We start from the raw sequence: 15355 nt of genomic DNA, 5'->3' as shown, positions 1-15355 counted from the left end.
CCAATAACCTGTAAAAACCGATCGGATACTACGCATGTTCACAAAAATCCTCATCGCCAACCGCGGCGAAATCGCTTGCCGGGTTGCCGCCACCGCGCGCCGCATGGGCATCAAGACCGTCGCCGTGTATTCGGAAGCGGACGCCGACTCGAAGCACGTGGCGGTATGCGATGAGGCAGTACTGATCGGGCCTGCGGCAGCCAAGGAAAGCTACCTGGTGGGCGAGCGCATCATCGCGGTGGCGATGGCGACCGGCGCACAGGCGATCCACCCGGGCTATGGCTTCCTGTCGGAGAACGCCGACTTCGCGGACGCCTGCGCCGAAGCAGGCCTGGTGTTCATCGGCCCTCCGGGCTCGGCGATGCGCGCGATGGGTTCGAAGTCGGCGGCCAAGTCGCTGATGGAGACGGCCAACGTGCCGCTGGTGCCGGGTTATCACGGCGAGCGCCAGGATCCGGAATTTTTGCAGGAACAGGGCGACCGCATCGGCTACCCGGTGCTGCTCAAGGCCAGTGCGGGCGGCGGCGGCAAGGGCATGCGCGTGATCGAACGTTCGGAAGACTTCAAGGCGGCGCTGGAGTCGTGCAAGCGCGAGGCGATCAGCTCCTTCGGCGACGACAAGGTACTGGCTGAAAAATACCTGACCCGCCCGCGCCACATCGAGATCCAGGTGTTCGCCGATACGCACGGCAACTGCGTCTACCTGCACGAGCGCGACTGCTCGGTGCAGCGGCGCCACCAGAAGGTGCTGGAAGAAGCGCCTGCGCCAGGCATGTCGGCCAAGCGCCGCAATGAGATGGGCGAGGCCGCGGTGGCGGCAGCGAAGGCCGTCGGCTACGTCGGCGCCGGCACGGTGGAATTCATCGCCAACCAGGACGGCTCGTTCTACTTCATGGAGATGAACACCCGCCTGCAGGTGGAGCACCCTGTCACCGAAATGATCACCGGGACCGACCTGGTGGAATGGCAGCTGCGCGTAGCAGCCGGCCAGAAGCTGCCGAAGACGCAGGACGAGCTGGCGATCAACGGCCACTCGATCGAAGCGCGCATCTATGCGGAGAACCCTGAGAAGGGCTTCCTGCCTTCGATCGGCACACTGCGCCACATGGATACGCCGGGCGCCGTGTCGTTCGAACTGGGCGGAACGCCTGGCGGCGCGCCGGCTGCAGTTCGTATCGATTCCGGCGTGCGCGAAGGCGACGCGATTTCACCGTTCTACGACCCGATGATCGCCAAGCTGATCGTCTGGGGCGCGGACCGCACGCAGGCGCTGGCCCGCATGTCGCAGGCATTGGCCGAGTTCCAGATCGTCGGCCTCGCCACCAACATCGCGTTCCTCAAGCGGCTGGTGGAGGGCGCGGCGTTTTCCAGCGCCGACCTCGATACCGGCCTGATCGAACGTAACAGCGGCACGCTGTTCCCGAAAGCGAAAGCGGCTCCTGTCGGCGCACTGGCGCTGGCCGCGGTCGCACTGATCGGCGAAGAGACCCACAAATCGGCTGCGGCGTCGGCCAACCCGGACGACCCTTGGGGCAACGCCCGCGGCTGGCGCCTGAACAGCGCCTACCAGCGCCAGCTCTCGCTCACCGATGACTACAGCGCAGCCACCGATACCAAGACGTACGCGGTCGGCCTGACCTACCATCCGGGAGGCTGGCACCTCGAAGTCGGCGGCGTCGATGCCGACCTGTCGGTCACCGCGCGCGCAGGTTCGGAAGTGTCGATCAAGCTCGGCGCCACCTCAATCCACGGCAACGTACGCCGCGACGGCGATGTGTTCCATGTGTTCACCGGCGGCCGCCACTTTGCGCTGACCTATAACGATCCGATGGCGCACGCCGGCGAAACGGAAGCCCCAGGCGGACGCCTGACCGCGCCGATGCCAGGCAAGGTCGTGGCGGTGATGGCAAAGGCCGGCCAGGTAGTGCAGAAGGGCGACGCGCTCGTCATCATGGAAGCGATGAAGATGGAGCACACCATCGCCGCACCGTCCGATGGCCTGGTCGAGGAAGTGCTGTACCAGGTAGGCGACCAGGTCGCCGACGGCGCGCCGCTGCTGGCGTTCAAGGCGGCGTAACAAGCATGCGTATCCTCCTGCACCGTGCCGATGGCGTTACCGAACCATGGGTGCGCGACTTCGCCGAGCTTCTTCCCGAGGCAGAAGTGGTGGTGTGGCAGGAGGGCGCAAGCATCGCGCCGTGCGATTACGCGGTGTTGTGGATGCCTCCGGATGGCTTGCTGGCCGATCTGGCGCACGTGAAGGCGATCTTCCTGACCGGCGCGGGCGCCGACGCCATCCTCAAATACGGCGACGCGCTGCCGCCCGTGCCGATCATCCGCCTCGGCGACGCCGGCATGGCGATCCAGATGGCGGAGTATGTGTCGCATTACGTGCTGCGCTACTTCCGCCGTCTCGACGAGTATGAAAAGCAGGCACGCGCAGGCAGCTGGGCGCAGCTTCCGCAGCATCGCAAGGAAGATTTTTCCGTCGGCGTGATGGGCATGGGCGCTCTGGGCATGCGCACGATCGAGGCGCTGCTGCCGTTCGGTTTCCCGGTGCGCGGCTGGAGCCGCACGGCCAGGCAGGTCGACGGCGTGCAGTGCTTCAGCGGCGCCGATGGCCTGGATGAATTCCTGTCCGGTACCCGGGTACTGGTGTGCATGCTGCCGCTGACGCCCGATACCGCCAACCTGCTCGACCGCGCCCGCCTGTCGCAGCTGCCGCAAGGCGCCTACCTGATCAACGTGGCGCGCGGCGCGCACGTGGCCGAACCGGATTTGCTGGCACTGGTAAGATCGGGGCATATCGCCGGCGCTGCGCTGGATGTGTTCCGCAACGAACCGCTGCCGGCGCCGCACCCGTTCTGGGACGAGCCGCGCATCACGATCACGCCGCACATTTCGGCGCTGACGATCCGCACCGAGAGCATCCGCCAGATGGTGGGCAAGATCCGCGCGCTGGAGAACGGCGAGCCTGTGGCCGACGTGGTCGACCGCACCCGTGGTTATTGAGATAACGAGGACGAACATGAGCACCCAGCCAGAACTGCCGAAGAAGGTAAAGATCGTCGAAGTAGGCCCGCGCGACGGGCTGCAGAACGAGAAGGAAGCCGTACCCGCCGCCGTCAAGGTGGCGCTGGTCGACCGCCTGTCGCGCGCGGGCTTCCTGAATATCGAGGCGGCGTCCTTCGTGTCGCCGAAGTGGGTGCCGCAGATGGCCACCAGCACCGAGGTGATGGCCAGCATCACCCGCCGCGAAGGCACCATCTACTCGGCGCTGACGCCGAACATGCAGGGCTTCGAGGCCGCACTGGCCAGCCGCGCCGACGAGGTGGTGATCTTCGGTTCGGCGTCCGAGGCTTTCTCGCAAAAGAATATCAACTGCTCGATTGCGGAGTCGATCGCGCGCTTTGAAAGCGTCGCCAGGGCAGCCAAGGACAACGGCCTGCGCCTGCGCGGCAGCATCAGCTGCGCGTTTGGCTGCCCGTACCAGGGCGAGGTACCGCTCGATGCGGTAGCGGACGTGGTGGCGCGCATGCGCGACCTGGGCTGCGACGAAATCGATATCGCGGACACCATCGGTGTATCGACCGCGCGCAAGACGCAGGCGGTGATGCAGGTCGCGGCGCAGGAGTTCCACGTCGACCGTATCTCCGGCCATTTCCACGATACCTACGGCCAGGCGCTGGCGAATATCTACGCCAGCCTTGAAGTCGGCGTGTCGATCTTCCATTCGTCGGTCGCGGGCCTGGGCGGCTGCCCTTACGCGAAGGGCGCCACCGGTAACGTCGCAACCGAGGATGTGCTGTTCCTGATGAACGGGCTTGGCATCGAGACCGGCATCGACATCGACCAGGTTGTCGATGCCGGCCAGTTCATTTCGCAGCACCTCGGCCGCAAGGCCACCAGCCGCGCGGGCAATGCGCTGGTCGCAAAGCGCGCCGGATAACTAGCGGCGGCGGAACAGGCTGACCAGGCCGAGTCCGGCAAGCACCAGCGCATACGCGGCCGACTCGTCCGGCAGCACCCCATCCCAGGACACCGAGTATTGCCCCTTGCCTTTGACGCTGCGAATCCAGCGTTAGGTCAAGAGCGCCCGTTGGGCAGCTTGAACTTGCGCAGGGCAAACTCTTGGAACACAAAACAAAACAGGCCGACGAGAATAAACTCGTCAGCCTGTTTGCTGAAAACTGGTCGGAGTACAAGGATTCGAACCTTGGACCCCCTGGTCCCAAACCAGGTGCGCTACCGGACTGCGCCACACTCCGAAGAGGCAAGATAATAACGGCTGCACCCGCTATCGTCAAGGGGGATCGAAAATATAAGAAATTGTAAGCACGCTGTTGTTAGAAATGCATCCATGGCACGATGTGGCAGCGCGATGAATGGGACGCCAGTGAACGCGAATACAGCTCAGTTTGATCCAGCAGCCGGCAGTGCGGCGTTCAGGCGTCCGTTTCGGCTTGCCGTGGGCGTCGGCGTTTCGCTGGCCCTGCACGCGGCGCTGCTGTACGCATGGCGACACCACCTGCTTGCCGGACCGGCGCCGGACGACGAACCGGTGAGCCGGACCATCGCCGTGTGGCTGCGCCCGCCGCCGCCGCCGCCCCCGAAAGAGCAGCCAATGCCAACGCGGTCCACTACCGCCGCGAAAGAGCCCATGCCTGCCAGCACGGGCGCAAAGCGCAAGCCCGCAGCATCGAGCCAGCTGATTGCGATACCCGATCCGTCTCCCGGCGCGGCCGAGCCGCCGGATGTATTCTCGGTAGAGCCCGCGCAGGAACCGGCCGGCGGCAAACGCTTCGACCGCGATGCCGCGCTGCGCGTCGCGCGCGACATGGCGGACGACGTGGACCCGAACAAGCCACCGCCCAAACCGTACGCGACAGAAACCAAGCTGGCGCGCGCCATCGCCGGCGCCAGGCGGCGCGATTGCAAGGATGGTATACCGGGCGGGCTGTTGGCCCCGCTGATCCTGTTGATGGATAAGAAGGATAGCGGGTGCAAGTGGTAGTGATGACGACGGTACGCAGGCGGCCCCGCAGGTGCCTGCAACAGGCGGCCCCCGATTATTGCCGCTGCTGCCGGGCCTCTCCGAGAGCCGCCCGCGTATAAGTTAGACCGCACGGGCCTTTGGCAGTGCCATTGCGGCTGTCAGTCCTGCTGGCCCTTGATCTCCAGGGCGCGGTCGTAGAGCGCGTTTTTCTTCAGGCCAGTGATCTGCGCCGCCAGGCTTGCCGCCTGCTTGACGGTGCATTCGGCCAGCAAGATATTCAGCACGCGCTCGGCTTCGACTTCCTGCGCATCGCTGCTTTCCGCCGCGCCTTCGAGCAGCACCACGAATTCGCCGCGCTCGCGGTTAGGGTCCGCCTTCACCCATGCGGTCGCCTCCGACAACGGACAGCGGTGGATCTCTTCAAACAGTTTGGTCAGTTCGCGCGCAAATACCACCTGCCGCGTGGGCTCGAACATCTCGGCCAGCGCGCCGACGCAGTCGAGGATGCGGTGCGGCGCTTCGTAGAACACCATGGTCGCCGTTTCGGTCAGCAGGCCGCGCAGCATGTTCTCGCGCTGCTTGCTCTTGGCCGGAAGGAAACCGACAAACGAGAACCTGTCGTTGACGAGGCCGCTGGCCGACAGCGCCGTGATCGCCGCCGATGCGCCCGGCAAGGGCAGCACGCGCAGCCCGGCCGCCAGCACGGCGTCGACAATCCGCGCGCCCGGGTCGGACACGGCGGGCGTGCCGGCGTCGGAGATCAGCGCTACCCGCTCGCCCTTGAGCAGGCGCGCGATCAGCTTGTCCGCCACCTCGCGTTCATTGTGCTGGTGCGCGGCGATCATCGGCACCGACAAGCCGAAACGGCTCATCAGTTTTGAGCTGTTGCGGGTGTCTTCACAAGCGACCACATCGGCAATCGACAGCAGGTGCAGCGCGCGCAGGGTAATGTCGGTGACATTGCCGATCGGGGTCGCCACGACATACAGGGTTGCGGTAGGATAGGACTGTAGTGCTGCTTCGGCAATAACCGGAAGTTGTGCGATGTTGCTTGCGTGTGGTTCTGTCATTTGGGGATGAAATGCTAATAAAAAGTCTGAAAGGCGTGCTGGCCGCCTTGGCCGTTACTACCTTGGGCGCCTGCAGTACGCCTTGCGACGTGTCGGGGCGATTGTGCGCGCCAATCGAGGCAAACACAAGGGCGCCGCTGGCCCAGCCACGGGTCGCGCCACCTGTCCAGCCTGCCGAACCGGAAGCGGAAGTACAGACGATGCCGATCGATTCGCCGGACGGCCCGGCCCCGGAAGCTGCCGTGCCAAGCGGTAAGCCGGTGCGGGTCGGACTGCTGCTGCCGCTGCGCTCGGCGACCTTGGCGCAACCGGCCGAGATCCTGCGCGCCGGCTTCATGGCCGCGCATGCGCGCGAAGGCGCCGGCTTCACGGTTGAGGTCATCGAAACCGGCGACGGCGCCCAGGAAGCGCTCGACGCGTACGCGCGCGCCGTGGACAGCAACGATATCGTGGTCGGCCCGCTGTCCCGTCCTGCGGTGAGCGCCGTGGCCGGCAGCCCGGCCGCGCGCAAGCCGACGATTGCACTGAACCATCCGGACGCCGGCACCGTGGTGCCTGCCAACATGCTGGTGATCGGCCTGTCGATCGAAGACGAAGCGCGCCAGGCCGCGGCCTGGGTCGGCCGCGAGCAGCCCGGCGCGAACGCCCTGATCGTGTCCGGCACGTCCGCATGGCAGCGCCGCATCGCCACCGCCTTCGGCGAGGAGTGGGCCAGGCTGGGGCATGAATCCCAGCTGGTGGAAATCGCGTCCGGCAGCGGCTACGAGATCGAAATGTCCATCGGTAAGGTCAACAGCAAGATCCAGACCGAAGCGCCCAACCTGATTTTTGCCGCGCTCGACCCGTTCCAGACCCGCCAGCTGCGCGGCGTGATCGGCGCCAACGTGCCGTTCTACGGCGCGTCGTCGGTCAATCCGCGCGCCGTGGCCGGGGATACGCTGCCCGAACTCGACGGCATGCGCATGCTCGACCTGCCGTGGGTGGTCCAGCGCGACAACGCGACCGTGATGGCGTATCCGCGCTGGAACGGTGCTGCGCTCGGGCTCGACATGGAGCGCCTGTATGCCCTCGGCATCGACGCCTTCCGCGTCACCCGTGAAATCGCGCAAGGCCGCACGGCGTTCGAACTGGACGGCGTCACCGGCAAGCTGAAGGCCAGTTTCGGTGCCGGCAACGCGAAATTCACCCGTACCGTGCCCGCCGCCGTGTACCAGGCCGGCACCACCCGTCCCATCCTGGCCCACTAACATGTGGCCCCTCCGGCTCAGCGCGAAGCAGCAGGAGGGCCGGATAGGCGAGCAGGAAGCGCTTACTTACCTGCAGCAGCGCGGCCTCGAACTGGTTGAAACCAATTTCAACTGCAAGGCCGGCGAAATCGACCTCATCATGCGCGAGCGCGACACCCTGGTGTTTGTCGAAGTGCGCAAGCGCAGCGGCAAGCTGAAAGGCGCCGCCGCCGACAGCATCACCCCCGCCAAAAAGCGCCGGGTCATCTGCGCCGCCCAGCTGTATTTATCGCGCTTTCCCCGCATGCCGGAGTGCCGGATCGACGTCGTGACGATCGACGGCGACGCCCTCGAATGGTTGCCCAACGCCATCGAGATGTAAGCATTTTTAACAGCAGTTGCCCGGCTTGCTTGGCGGCTGCACTATAATCGGCACTTATGAATACTCAACGCATCCTCGCACACTTCCAGGAAAGCGCCGACCTGAAGCTCCAATCGGCAAACACCCTCGCGCAACCGATCTCGCAGGCCATCGAACTGATGTTCGGCGCATTGTCGAACGGGAACAAGATTCTTGCTTGCGGTAATGGCGGCTCGGCCGCCGACTGCCAGCATTTCGCCGCCGAACTGGTCGGCCGTTTCGAGCGCGAACGCTTCCCGCTGCCGGCAATGGCGCTGACCACCGACACCTCGATCATGACAGCGGTCGGCAACGACTACAGTTACAAGGAGATTTTCTCCAAGCAGGTCCAGGCCTTCGGCCAGGCCGGCGACGTGCTGCTGGCCATTTCGACCTCGGGCAACTCGGCCAACGTGCTGGCTGCCGTCGAAGCGGCGCTGGAACGCGAAATGCGCGTCGTTGCCATGACCGGCAAGGACGGCGGCGCGCTCGGCAAAATGCTGACCGACGCCGACGTCCATATCAATGTCGCGCACTCCCGCACCTGCCGCGTCCAGGAAGTCCACCTGCTCACGATTCACTGTATTTGCGACGGTATCGACGTTGCCCTGTTTGGAGGAGATGTCAATGAATAAGCCTGTTTCCCTGATGCGTCCGATGGCGAAAGCGCTTGCCTGCGTTGCCCTGCTGACCACGCTGAGTGGCTGCGTCGGCCTGGTTGCCGGCGGCGCCGTGATGAGTGCGGTTTCCGCCAACGACCGCCGCACCCTGGGCGCTCAGACTGAAGACAAGGCGATCGCGCTCAAGGGCGAATCGCGCGCCAGGAGCATCGTTGGCGAACAAGGCCACGTCAACGTCACCAGCTTTAACCGCAAAGTGCTGCTGACCGGCGAGGTACGCGACGAAGGCATGAAGGCAACGGTCGAGCGCGAAGTGCGCGCGATCAGCGGCGTTATCGGCCTCGTCAACGAACTGGAAGTCGGGCCACCGTCGAAATACACCACCCGTTCGAACGACGCGCTGATCACCACCAAGGTCAAGGCCAGCCTGGTCGACATGCAGACCATTTCGGCCAATTCGTTCAAGGTTGTTACCGAGCGCGGCAATGTCTACCTGATGGGCATGGTCACCCCGCGTGAAGCGCAGATCGGCACCGACATTGCGCGCGGCGTGTCGGGCGTGCAAAAGGTCGTCAAGGTATTCGAGTACATCAATGACGTCGACCTGAAGGCGCTGCCGCCGGTAACGAACGCAACCGGCTCCTAAGGTACTGCAATGGCCACGACTACCTCTCCCCGCTGGAAGAAACCGCTCATCATCTGCGCGCTGGTCGGTGGGCTCGTCGGCGGCGGCTATGTCGCGATGACGAAGAGCACGCCGGCCCCGGATGTCACCTTCATCGACCTCAAGGGCCAGAAGGTCAGCACCCAAAGCCTGCGCGGCAAGGTCGTGATGGTCAATTTCTGGGCGACCTCCTGCGTCACCTGCGTCAAGGAAATGCCGCAGATGATCGAGACGTACAACAAGTACAAGGGTCAGGGGCTGGAGTTCGTGGCGGTCGCGATGCAGTACGATCCGGCCAACTACGTGATCAATTTCACCGAAACGCGCAAGCTGCCGTTCACGGTGGCGCTCGACTCAGGCGGCGACATCGCCAAGTCGTTTGGCGACGTCACGCTGACGCCGACCACGTTCGTGATCGACAAGGACGGCAAGATCATCAAGCGCTATGTGGGCGAACCGAAGTTCGCCGACCTCCACAAGCTGCTGGAGAAAGAGCTGGCCGGCTAAGCGGCCGGCTGCTTACTTCGGATACAGAATCATCTGGGTGCAACGGAACAAGGCGATCGTCTTGCCGTTCGCCTCATTCGTCACCACCACATCCCAAACCTGCGTTGTCCTGCCGAGGTGAATCGCTTTCGCCAGGGCAGCGATCGCGCCTTCGCGCACGGTTCCCAAGTGGTTCGACTTCAGTTCGATGGTGGTGAAGCTGTTGGCGCCTTCAGGCAGGTTGGCCATGCAGGCGTAGCCGGCAGCCGTGTCGGCCAGGGTCACGACGGTGCCAGCGTGCAGGTATTCGTTAGGCGCCAGGTGGTGCGGCTTGATGTCGATACGGGCGCCGACTTCGGCGTTTTCGACGCGGGTGATTTCGATGCCCATGTAGCCGGGCAAGCGGTTGGCGCCGAATTCGTTAGCGAAATCGAGGTTGAATTTTGATGCGGTCATGATGGAAGTCCGAAGTAGATATCGGCACCATTGTACGGTTTTGCGCGTCTCGATGCCGGCAGCCGCCTTCGCAGTTTTAACGCCGCTTGCCGCCGCCGTGTTTATTTCCACCCTGCTTGACAGCGCCACTCTGCTTCTTGCGCGCCGCCGCGTTCTGCGCGTGCAAAATTGAATCGACGCGTTCCGACGCCGTCCGCGCCAACTCCTGCGCCAGCTCGATACTCGGGAAATACTCCGGCACCCGGTAACTAACCCACGCATACGCCGAATACATCCGGCACGTGTCCTCCACTTCCTGCAAACTCTGGAAAAGCAGGTCGTTCGGATGCGGCTGCAGCTTGCATATCTTCTTCTTCGCCAGCGAATACGACCAGTGCTCCCACGCGCTTTGCAGGGTCGGCACCTTGGTCGATATCGGCACCAGCGACAGCATGAACTTCTCGGCCAGCGACAGGGTCAGTGTATCGAGCCACAGCGCGCGCTCCGATTGCTCCTCCGTGATGCGCGGGTAAAAGAACCCGTCCGGCACATCGATGTTATGCACGAAGCGCTTGAGCAGCTTGACCAGCGAAGTCTCGCCCGTCACCGACGCAATGCGGTGCAGGTGTTCAATCGACGGCGCCACCGAAAAGCCGCTGGTGCTCACCGGCGGAATTTTCTCCTTGAGCAGCGAGCGCATGACCTCATGCGTCTCGTCGTCATATCCGGCGACGAAGCCTTCTTCATGCACGCCGTAACGGCCCGCACGGCCCGCGATTTGGCGCGCCAATGCAGCCGGTATCTCTTCTTCCTCGACGCCGTTGTACTTGACCGTCGTGGTCATGACGATGCGCGAGATCGGCAGGTTCAGCCCCATCGCCAGCGCATCGGTTCCGACAACAACGTCCGCCGTGCCATTGCGGAAGCGTTCGGCCTGCGCGCGCCGCACTTCCGGCGACAGGTTGCCGTACACCGTGGCGACCGACAAGCCAATCTCGGTGATCATGTCGCGCCACTTCAGCACTTCACGGCGCGAGAATGCGATGACGGCGTCGCCACGCTGCAGGTTGCGCAGCTTGCGCACCGCGCCGGACTCCATCGACAGTGGCGCCTTGCGTTTGAGGACGTGCACTTCAAGCTCGCATTCAAGGCGATCAGCCAGCGCCTCGATCGCGCGCCGCGCTTCCGGAGCGCCGACCAGGTAGACCACGTTCGCCGGGGCGCCGCACACCGCCGCTGTCCATGCGGCGCCGCGGTCGCGATCGGCCAGCATCTGGATCTCGTCGATGACCGCCACTTCGACCGGTGTGCGGGCATCCAGCATTTCGACCGTGCTCGCCACGTGCGTCGCGCCTTCGACCACGCGGCGCTCCTCGCCTGTGATCAGGCTGACCTTCAGATCCTCGCCCTCGTGCTCCACGTTCAGCAGGCGCTCGTAGTTCTCCAGTGCGAGCAGGCGCAGGGGAGCGAGGTAGGCGCCGCTTTTGGCCTTTGCCAGCGCTTCCATCGCCATATGGGTCTTGCCGGAGTTGGTCGGGCCGAGCAGGGCGATGAAGCGGCGGCGCATGCGGCTGGCCACTTCGAACGACGCGGGATACTCGGCGAGGTTAATGCTTTCCTTGGTGCGCGCGGCGTGGCGCTCTTCCTGCTCACGTTCGACGGCGTGGGTCAGGCGCTGGCGGATCCGTTCGAACACGTAGTCGGCGGGCTCCGAGGTCTCGAGTTCGTCCAGTACGTTGAGGAAGGTGACGGCGTCGAGGCCGACATCATCGGCGGCTTCGAAGATTTCTTCGACAAAGTCGACGGCGCTGCGGTGGAGGGCGTGCGCGGCTGCGCCGGTGACGCGTTCGGTAAGCAGCGCGCGGCGGGCGGCGCGGTCCATCTTGCGCCATTTGCTTGGCTTGGCAAGCACGCCCTGGCTTGGGACCAGTTGGTAGGGGACGGTCAGGCCGGCGGTTTCGACCACGCCGGCGAAGCGGATGAAGACGCGGCCTTCCATCTTGACCAGCTGTGCGCCGCGCGCTTCGAGGCCGAGTTCGCGCACCAGCGAGTCGTCGTCGCCTTCGTCCAGATGGTCGGAAAGGGTAGGCGAAGAAGCTGGTTTCATGGTGACTCCACGGGTGAGGCATGGTTCAGGCGCCCACAAAACTCCGGCAAGCGTTTGCGACGATGAAGCTGGTCGGTATTACGATCTATTTGTCGTCATAATGAAAACGACAAGCTGCGACGTAGATGCATCCATCGTCGGGCAGGTAAACCAGCCGATGTTCACGATCGATCCGCCTTGACCAAAATCCTGTAAGTTCCCCTTTGAGAGGCTCCGGCTTCCCAGTGCCCCGGAAAGGGTCATTTAGGCATTCATCGATCAAATCGTTGATCTTGCCTACATATTTTGAATCTGTCGCTTGCCAGTAGAGATAGTCTTCCCATCCCTCGTCGGACCACGACAATACTGCACTCTTACTTTGTTGCTTGTTTGCCGCCTTTTTGTTCTTCATTGCGTACAAGTCCCCGTGATTGGGCCTTACCAGCTTTAATTTGGGCAACAGATTTCATCAAACGACTGGCATTTTTCCCTGAACCGAGAAGATACATTGTTTCCTCGATACTATTGAAATCTGACAGCGACAACATCACGACGTGTTCACCGTTGACGCGAGTGATGACCGTTGGAGTGTGATCAGTGCAAACGTTATCCATCACACTCTTCAAGCCAGCGCGCGCCTCGCTAAAAGTTAGGATGTTCATAAATATCGTTACCTTTCGGTCTCGCCAAAATTCAGCAAGACAAAGTGGTGAGCCACCATTGACTCGATCATTCGTGGTTGATCGCGATGCGGTCCTGGACCTGTTACGATTCCACATGAAAAATGGTACAAGATGTTGTACTTCGAGTCAACTGAATTTGTACAGAATTTTGTACAACTGGAGCCAATTGCGCCGTTCGTGGCGAGCCCTGCGAATTCACTTTGTGGAGTGGCAGGAGCTTACGTGAATGGGTTGCGCCGTCAGAACGACGGAACGAAGAATGTAATCGGCAGGCGGATTGGGGGAACAAGACTTGAAACGCGCGGACCCGCCGGCGCCACCCATTTGGGCGGAGCCGTTATTCGGCGGATGCGGCCCCGGCGGCAGCCCGCTTATCCGCGCTACGTGATACGAGGTATCGAATTAAGCGGCGACGCCCGCGTTATGGGCCTGTACGTCAGCGTGGTACGAGCTGCGCACCATCGCACCGACCGCCGCGTGCACGAAGCCCATCTCGTAAGCCTTCTCTTCAAACATCTTGAAGACGTCCGGGTGCACATAGCGGCGCACCGGCAGGTGCGAGTTCGACGGCGCGAGGTACTGGCCGATCGTCAGCATGTCGATGTTATGGGCGCGCATGTCGCGCATCACTTCGAGGATCTCTTCGTCCGTCTCGCCCAGGCCAACCATGATGCCCGACTTGGTGACGGCGCTCGGATACATCTCTTTGAAGTCGCGCAGCAGCTGCAGCGAGTGCGCGTAGTCGGCGCCCGGGCGCGCTTCCTTGTACAGGCGCGGCACGGTTTCGAGGTTGTGGTTCATGACGTCCGGCAGGCCGTCCTTGAAGATGTCGAGCGCCTTCTGCAGGCGGCCGCGGAAGTCGGGCACCAGCACTTCGATCTTGGTCGCAGGCGTCAGCGCGCGCGTCTTCTGGATGCAGTCGACGAAGTGGCCGGCGCCGCCGTCGCGCAGGTCATCGCGGTCGACCGAGGTGATGACGACGTAGGTCAGGCGCAGGTCGGCGATGGTCTTGGCCAGCTTGCCCGGTTCTTCCGTGTCGAGCGGGTCAGGACGGCCGTGGCCGACGTCGCAGAACGGGCAGCGGCGGGTGCACTTGTCGCCCATGATCATGAAGGTCGCGGTGCCCTTGCCGAAGCATTCGCCGATGTTCGGGCAGCTGGCTTCTTCGCAGACGGTCACCAGGTTATTGGCGCGCAGGATGTCCTTGATTTCGTAGAAGCGGCTCGACGCGGTGGCAGCCTTGACGCGAATCCAGTCCGGTTTTTTCAGGCGCTCGATCTGTTCGATCGGGACGATCTTGATCGGAATGCGCGAGGTCTTGCTTGCGCCTTTTTGCTTTTCGCTCGGGTTGTAAGCTGGGACAGTGCCGGTTTCGATGTCGGTGGTCATTTGGCTGCTTGCCCCTCAGGGGCCTGGTTGATGTTGTTCGGTTCGGGCTCGGCCAGCTGGCGAACCAGTTCGGCCGCCAGTTGCTGTTGTACGGCGGCCAGCGCGGCATGCACGCCCATGGTGCGCATGTCGACGGTGGCAAGGCCGGAATAGCCGCACGGGTTAATCCATGAAAACGGCGTCAGGTCCATCGCGACATTCAGCGACACGCCGTGATAAGTGCATCCGTTGCCGCGCACCTTGAGGCCGAGCGCGGCGATCTTGTCGCCTTTGCGCGGGCCTGCGGCGATGTAGATGCCAGGCGCGCCCGCGATGCGCTCACCTTCAAGATTATACGCCTGCAGCACGTTGATGATCGCCTGTTCGATTTTAGTCACAAACTGGCGCGCATACAGCTTGCCGCCCGGTTTATTGCGGCGCAGGTCGATCAGCAGGTAGATGACCACCTGCCCGGGTCCGTGGAAGGTGACTTCGCCGCCACGATCGGTCTGCACCACTGGCACATCGTTGGCCGGCACGCCCGGCCCGGCCAGCAGGTGGCCGCGGTCGGCGCCCAGCCCCAGCGTGAACACCGGCGGATGCTCGACGATCCACAATTCGTCCGGCGTGGCGGTGTCGCGCGCGTCGGTAAAGGCGCGCATCGCGGCGAACACGGGTTCGTAATCGGCGCGGCCGAGATCGCGGATGATCGCCGGCGCGGGGCTGTTGGAGGGCATGAGGATAGTGGTGGCGGGTTCTTTACGGCACCCGCCATTATAAGCCAGCGCCAGCTTGCTGCCAGCGCGGGCCCAGGTGTGGCTTACATGACAATCTTGACCATCGGGTGCGCCGACAGGGCGCGGTACAAGTCGTCGAGCTGGACGCGGCTGGTGGCGCGCACGGTGACCGTCAGGCCGGTGTAGTTGCCTTTGGCCGAAGGACGCTCTTCGAGGCGGCCGATGTGGAAGGTCGGGTCGAATTCGAGGACGACATCGACGATGGTGGCGGCGAAATCCACATGCGTCGCGCCCATCACCTTGATCGGAAAGTCGCTCGGGTATTCGATGAGGGATTCAGGGGTCGTGGTCATACCAGGTCCAGTTCAAACGCGTTCAAAGGCACATTGTAGCCAATGTTTCGCGTTTAGCCAGAATGGCCAAAAAAAGAGGCCAGCTCGAGGCTGGCCATAAACTACTTCCATCGTAGGGGGAAAATAGCGGAGGACAAAGTCGGTAGCGGATCGCGCTACCGAGTAATGCCACAGTACCGATTTCCCCCGCGCGCCGTACGGTGGATGCGACGGACGGCGCGATTCGGGGCC

At 63.3% G+C, this 15355-nt stretch carries 18 protein-coding genes and 1 tRNA gene; 9 read left to right on the top strand and 10 right to left on the bottom strand.

Annotated elements, in window-relative coordinates; all coding sequences use genetic code 11:
• Window positions 1–34: 34 nt before the first annotated feature.
• From HHL21_RS05340 to HHL21_RS05330, 3 genes are read left to right on the top strand one after another with little or no spacing between them, the layout of a single operon-like run.
• Window positions 35–2077, top strand: a complete 2043-nt coding sequence (locus HHL21_RS05340; RefSeq protein ID WP_169464209.1) for an acetyl/propionyl/methylcrotonyl-CoA carboxylase subunit alpha — start codon at window positions 35–37, stop codon at window positions 2075–2077.
• Between the two features lie 5 nt (window positions 2078–2082).
• Window positions 2083–3012, top strand: a complete 930-nt coding sequence (locus HHL21_RS05335) for a 2-hydroxyacid dehydrogenase (RefSeq protein ID WP_169464208.1) — start codon at window positions 2083–2085, stop codon at window positions 3010–3012.
• Window positions 3013–3028: 16 nt separating this feature from the next.
• Complete coding sequence (locus HHL21_RS05330; RefSeq protein WP_169464207.1) at window positions 3029–3949, top strand: hydroxymethylglutaryl-CoA lyase; 921 nt, start codon at window positions 3029–3031, stop codon at window positions 3947–3949.
• Here the strand turns inward: HHL21_RS05330 and HHL21_RS22015 are convergent, their stop codons facing one another.
• Window positions 3950–4042, bottom strand: coding sequence for an MYXO-CTERM sorting domain-containing protein (locus HHL21_RS22015; RefSeq protein ID WP_308640221.1), 93 nt, complete (start codon window positions 4040–4042; stop codon window positions 3950–3952). It abuts the gene before it with no gap.
• Between the two features lie 149 nt (window positions 4043–4191).
• Window positions 4192–4268 (bottom strand) — tRNA-Pro (locus HHL21_RS05325).
• 128 nt (window positions 4269–4396) lie between these two features.
• Between HHL21_RS05325 and HHL21_RS05320 the strand changes: the two genes are divergently transcribed.
• On the top strand, window positions 4397–5014 hold the full coding sequence (locus HHL21_RS05320) for a hypothetical protein (RefSeq protein WP_169464206.1): 618 nt from the start codon (window positions 4397–4399) through the stop codon (window positions 5012–5014).
• 140 nt (window positions 5015–5154) lie between these two features.
• Here HHL21_RS05320 and rsmI read toward each other — a convergent pair whose 3' ends face one another.
• Window positions 5155–6066 (bottom strand): 16S rRNA (cytidine(1402)-2'-O)-methyltransferase, encoded by a 912-nt coding sequence (gene rsmI, locus HHL21_RS05315; protein ID WP_169464205.1) that lies wholly within the window; start codon window positions 6064–6066, stop codon window positions 5155–5157.
• 11 nt (window positions 6067–6077) lie between these two features.
• On the opposite strand from rsmI, the gene HHL21_RS05310 reads away from it, so the two are divergent.
• From HHL21_RS05310 to HHL21_RS05290, 5 genes are read left to right on the top strand one after another with little or no spacing between them, the layout of a single operon-like run.
• Entirely contained in the window at window positions 6078–7313 is a 1236-nt protein-coding gene (locus HHL21_RS05310) for a penicillin-binding protein activator (protein WP_169464204.1), read from the top strand.
• Window position 7314: 1 nt separating this feature from the next.
• Window positions 7315–7674: a YraN family protein gene (locus HHL21_RS05305; protein ID WP_169464203.1), complete on the top strand. Its 360-nt coding sequence runs from the start codon at window positions 7315–7317 to the stop codon at window positions 7672–7674.
• Between the two features lie 56 nt (window positions 7675–7730).
• The gene (locus HHL21_RS05300; protein ID WP_169464202.1) at window positions 7731–8327 is read left to right on the top strand and encodes a phosphoheptose isomerase; all 597 of its coding nucleotides are present in this window, start codon (window positions 7731–7733) and stop codon (window positions 8325–8327) included.
• Entirely contained in the window at window positions 8320–8958 is a 639-nt protein-coding gene (locus tag HHL21_RS05295) for a BON domain-containing protein (protein ID WP_169464201.1), read from the top strand. Before HHL21_RS05300 ends, HHL21_RS05295 begins: the two co-directional genes overlap by 8 nt.
• A gap of 9 nt (window positions 8959–8967) precedes the next feature.
• Window positions 8968–9483 carry a TlpA disulfide reductase family protein gene (locus tag HHL21_RS05290; RefSeq protein WP_169464200.1) on the top strand — a complete coding sequence of 172 codons (516 nt, stop codon included), beginning with the start codon at window positions 8968–8970 and terminating at the stop codon, window positions 9481–9483.
• A 12-nt stretch (window positions 9484–9495) separates the two neighbouring features.
• Here HHL21_RS05290 and HHL21_RS05285 read toward each other — a convergent pair whose 3' ends face one another.
• The 7 genes from HHL21_RS05285 to HHL21_RS05255 form a co-directional block, all read right to left on the bottom strand.
• Window positions 9496–9918 (bottom strand): PaaI family thioesterase, encoded by a 423-nt coding sequence (locus HHL21_RS05285; protein ID WP_169464199.1) that lies wholly within the window; start codon window positions 9916–9918, stop codon window positions 9496–9498.
• 76 nt (window positions 9919–9994) lie between these two features.
• The gene (locus tag HHL21_RS05280) at window positions 9995–12004 is read right to left on the bottom strand and encodes a helicase-related protein (protein ID WP_229496056.1); all 2010 of its coding nucleotides are present in this window, start codon (window positions 12002–12004) and stop codon (window positions 9995–9997) included.
• An 85-nt stretch (window positions 12005–12089) separates the two neighbouring features.
• A complete protein-coding gene (locus HHL21_RS05275; protein ID WP_169464198.1) occupies window positions 12090–12395 on the bottom strand; it encodes a Txe/YoeB family addiction module toxin in 306 nt (101 codons plus the stop codon).
• Window positions 12358–12645, bottom strand: a complete 288-nt coding sequence (locus HHL21_RS05270; RefSeq protein ID WP_169464197.1) for a type II toxin-antitoxin system Phd/YefM family antitoxin — start codon at window positions 12643–12645, stop codon at window positions 12358–12360. Before HHL21_RS05270 ends, HHL21_RS05275 begins: the two co-directional genes overlap by 38 nt.
• 423 nt (window positions 12646–13068) lie before the next feature.
• Window positions 13069–14055 carry a lipoyl synthase gene (lipA, locus tag HHL21_RS05265; RefSeq protein WP_169464196.1) on the bottom strand — a complete coding sequence of 329 codons (987 nt, stop codon included), beginning with the start codon at window positions 14053–14055 and terminating at the stop codon, window positions 13069–13071.
• A complete protein-coding gene (gene lipB, locus HHL21_RS05260; protein WP_169464195.1) occupies window positions 14052–14771 on the bottom strand; it encodes a lipoyl(octanoyl) transferase LipB in 720 nt (239 codons plus the stop codon). Before lipB ends, lipA begins: the two co-directional genes overlap by 4 nt.
• 83 nt (window positions 14772–14854) lie before the next feature.
• Complete coding sequence (locus HHL21_RS05255) at window positions 14855–15124, bottom strand: DUF493 family protein (protein ID WP_169464194.1); 270 nt, start codon at window positions 15122–15124, stop codon at window positions 14855–14857.
• Window positions 15125–15355: the final 231 nt, after the last annotated feature.

The sequence above is a fragment of the Massilia polaris genome, assembly GCF_012927275.1.
Taxonomy (GTDB): Bacteria; Pseudomonadota; Gammaproteobacteria; order Burkholderiales; family Burkholderiaceae_D; genus Telluria_A; species Telluria_A polaris.
The sequence above is the reverse complement of the archived record's forward strand: the minus strand, read 5'-3'. Positions and strand labels throughout refer to the sequence as shown.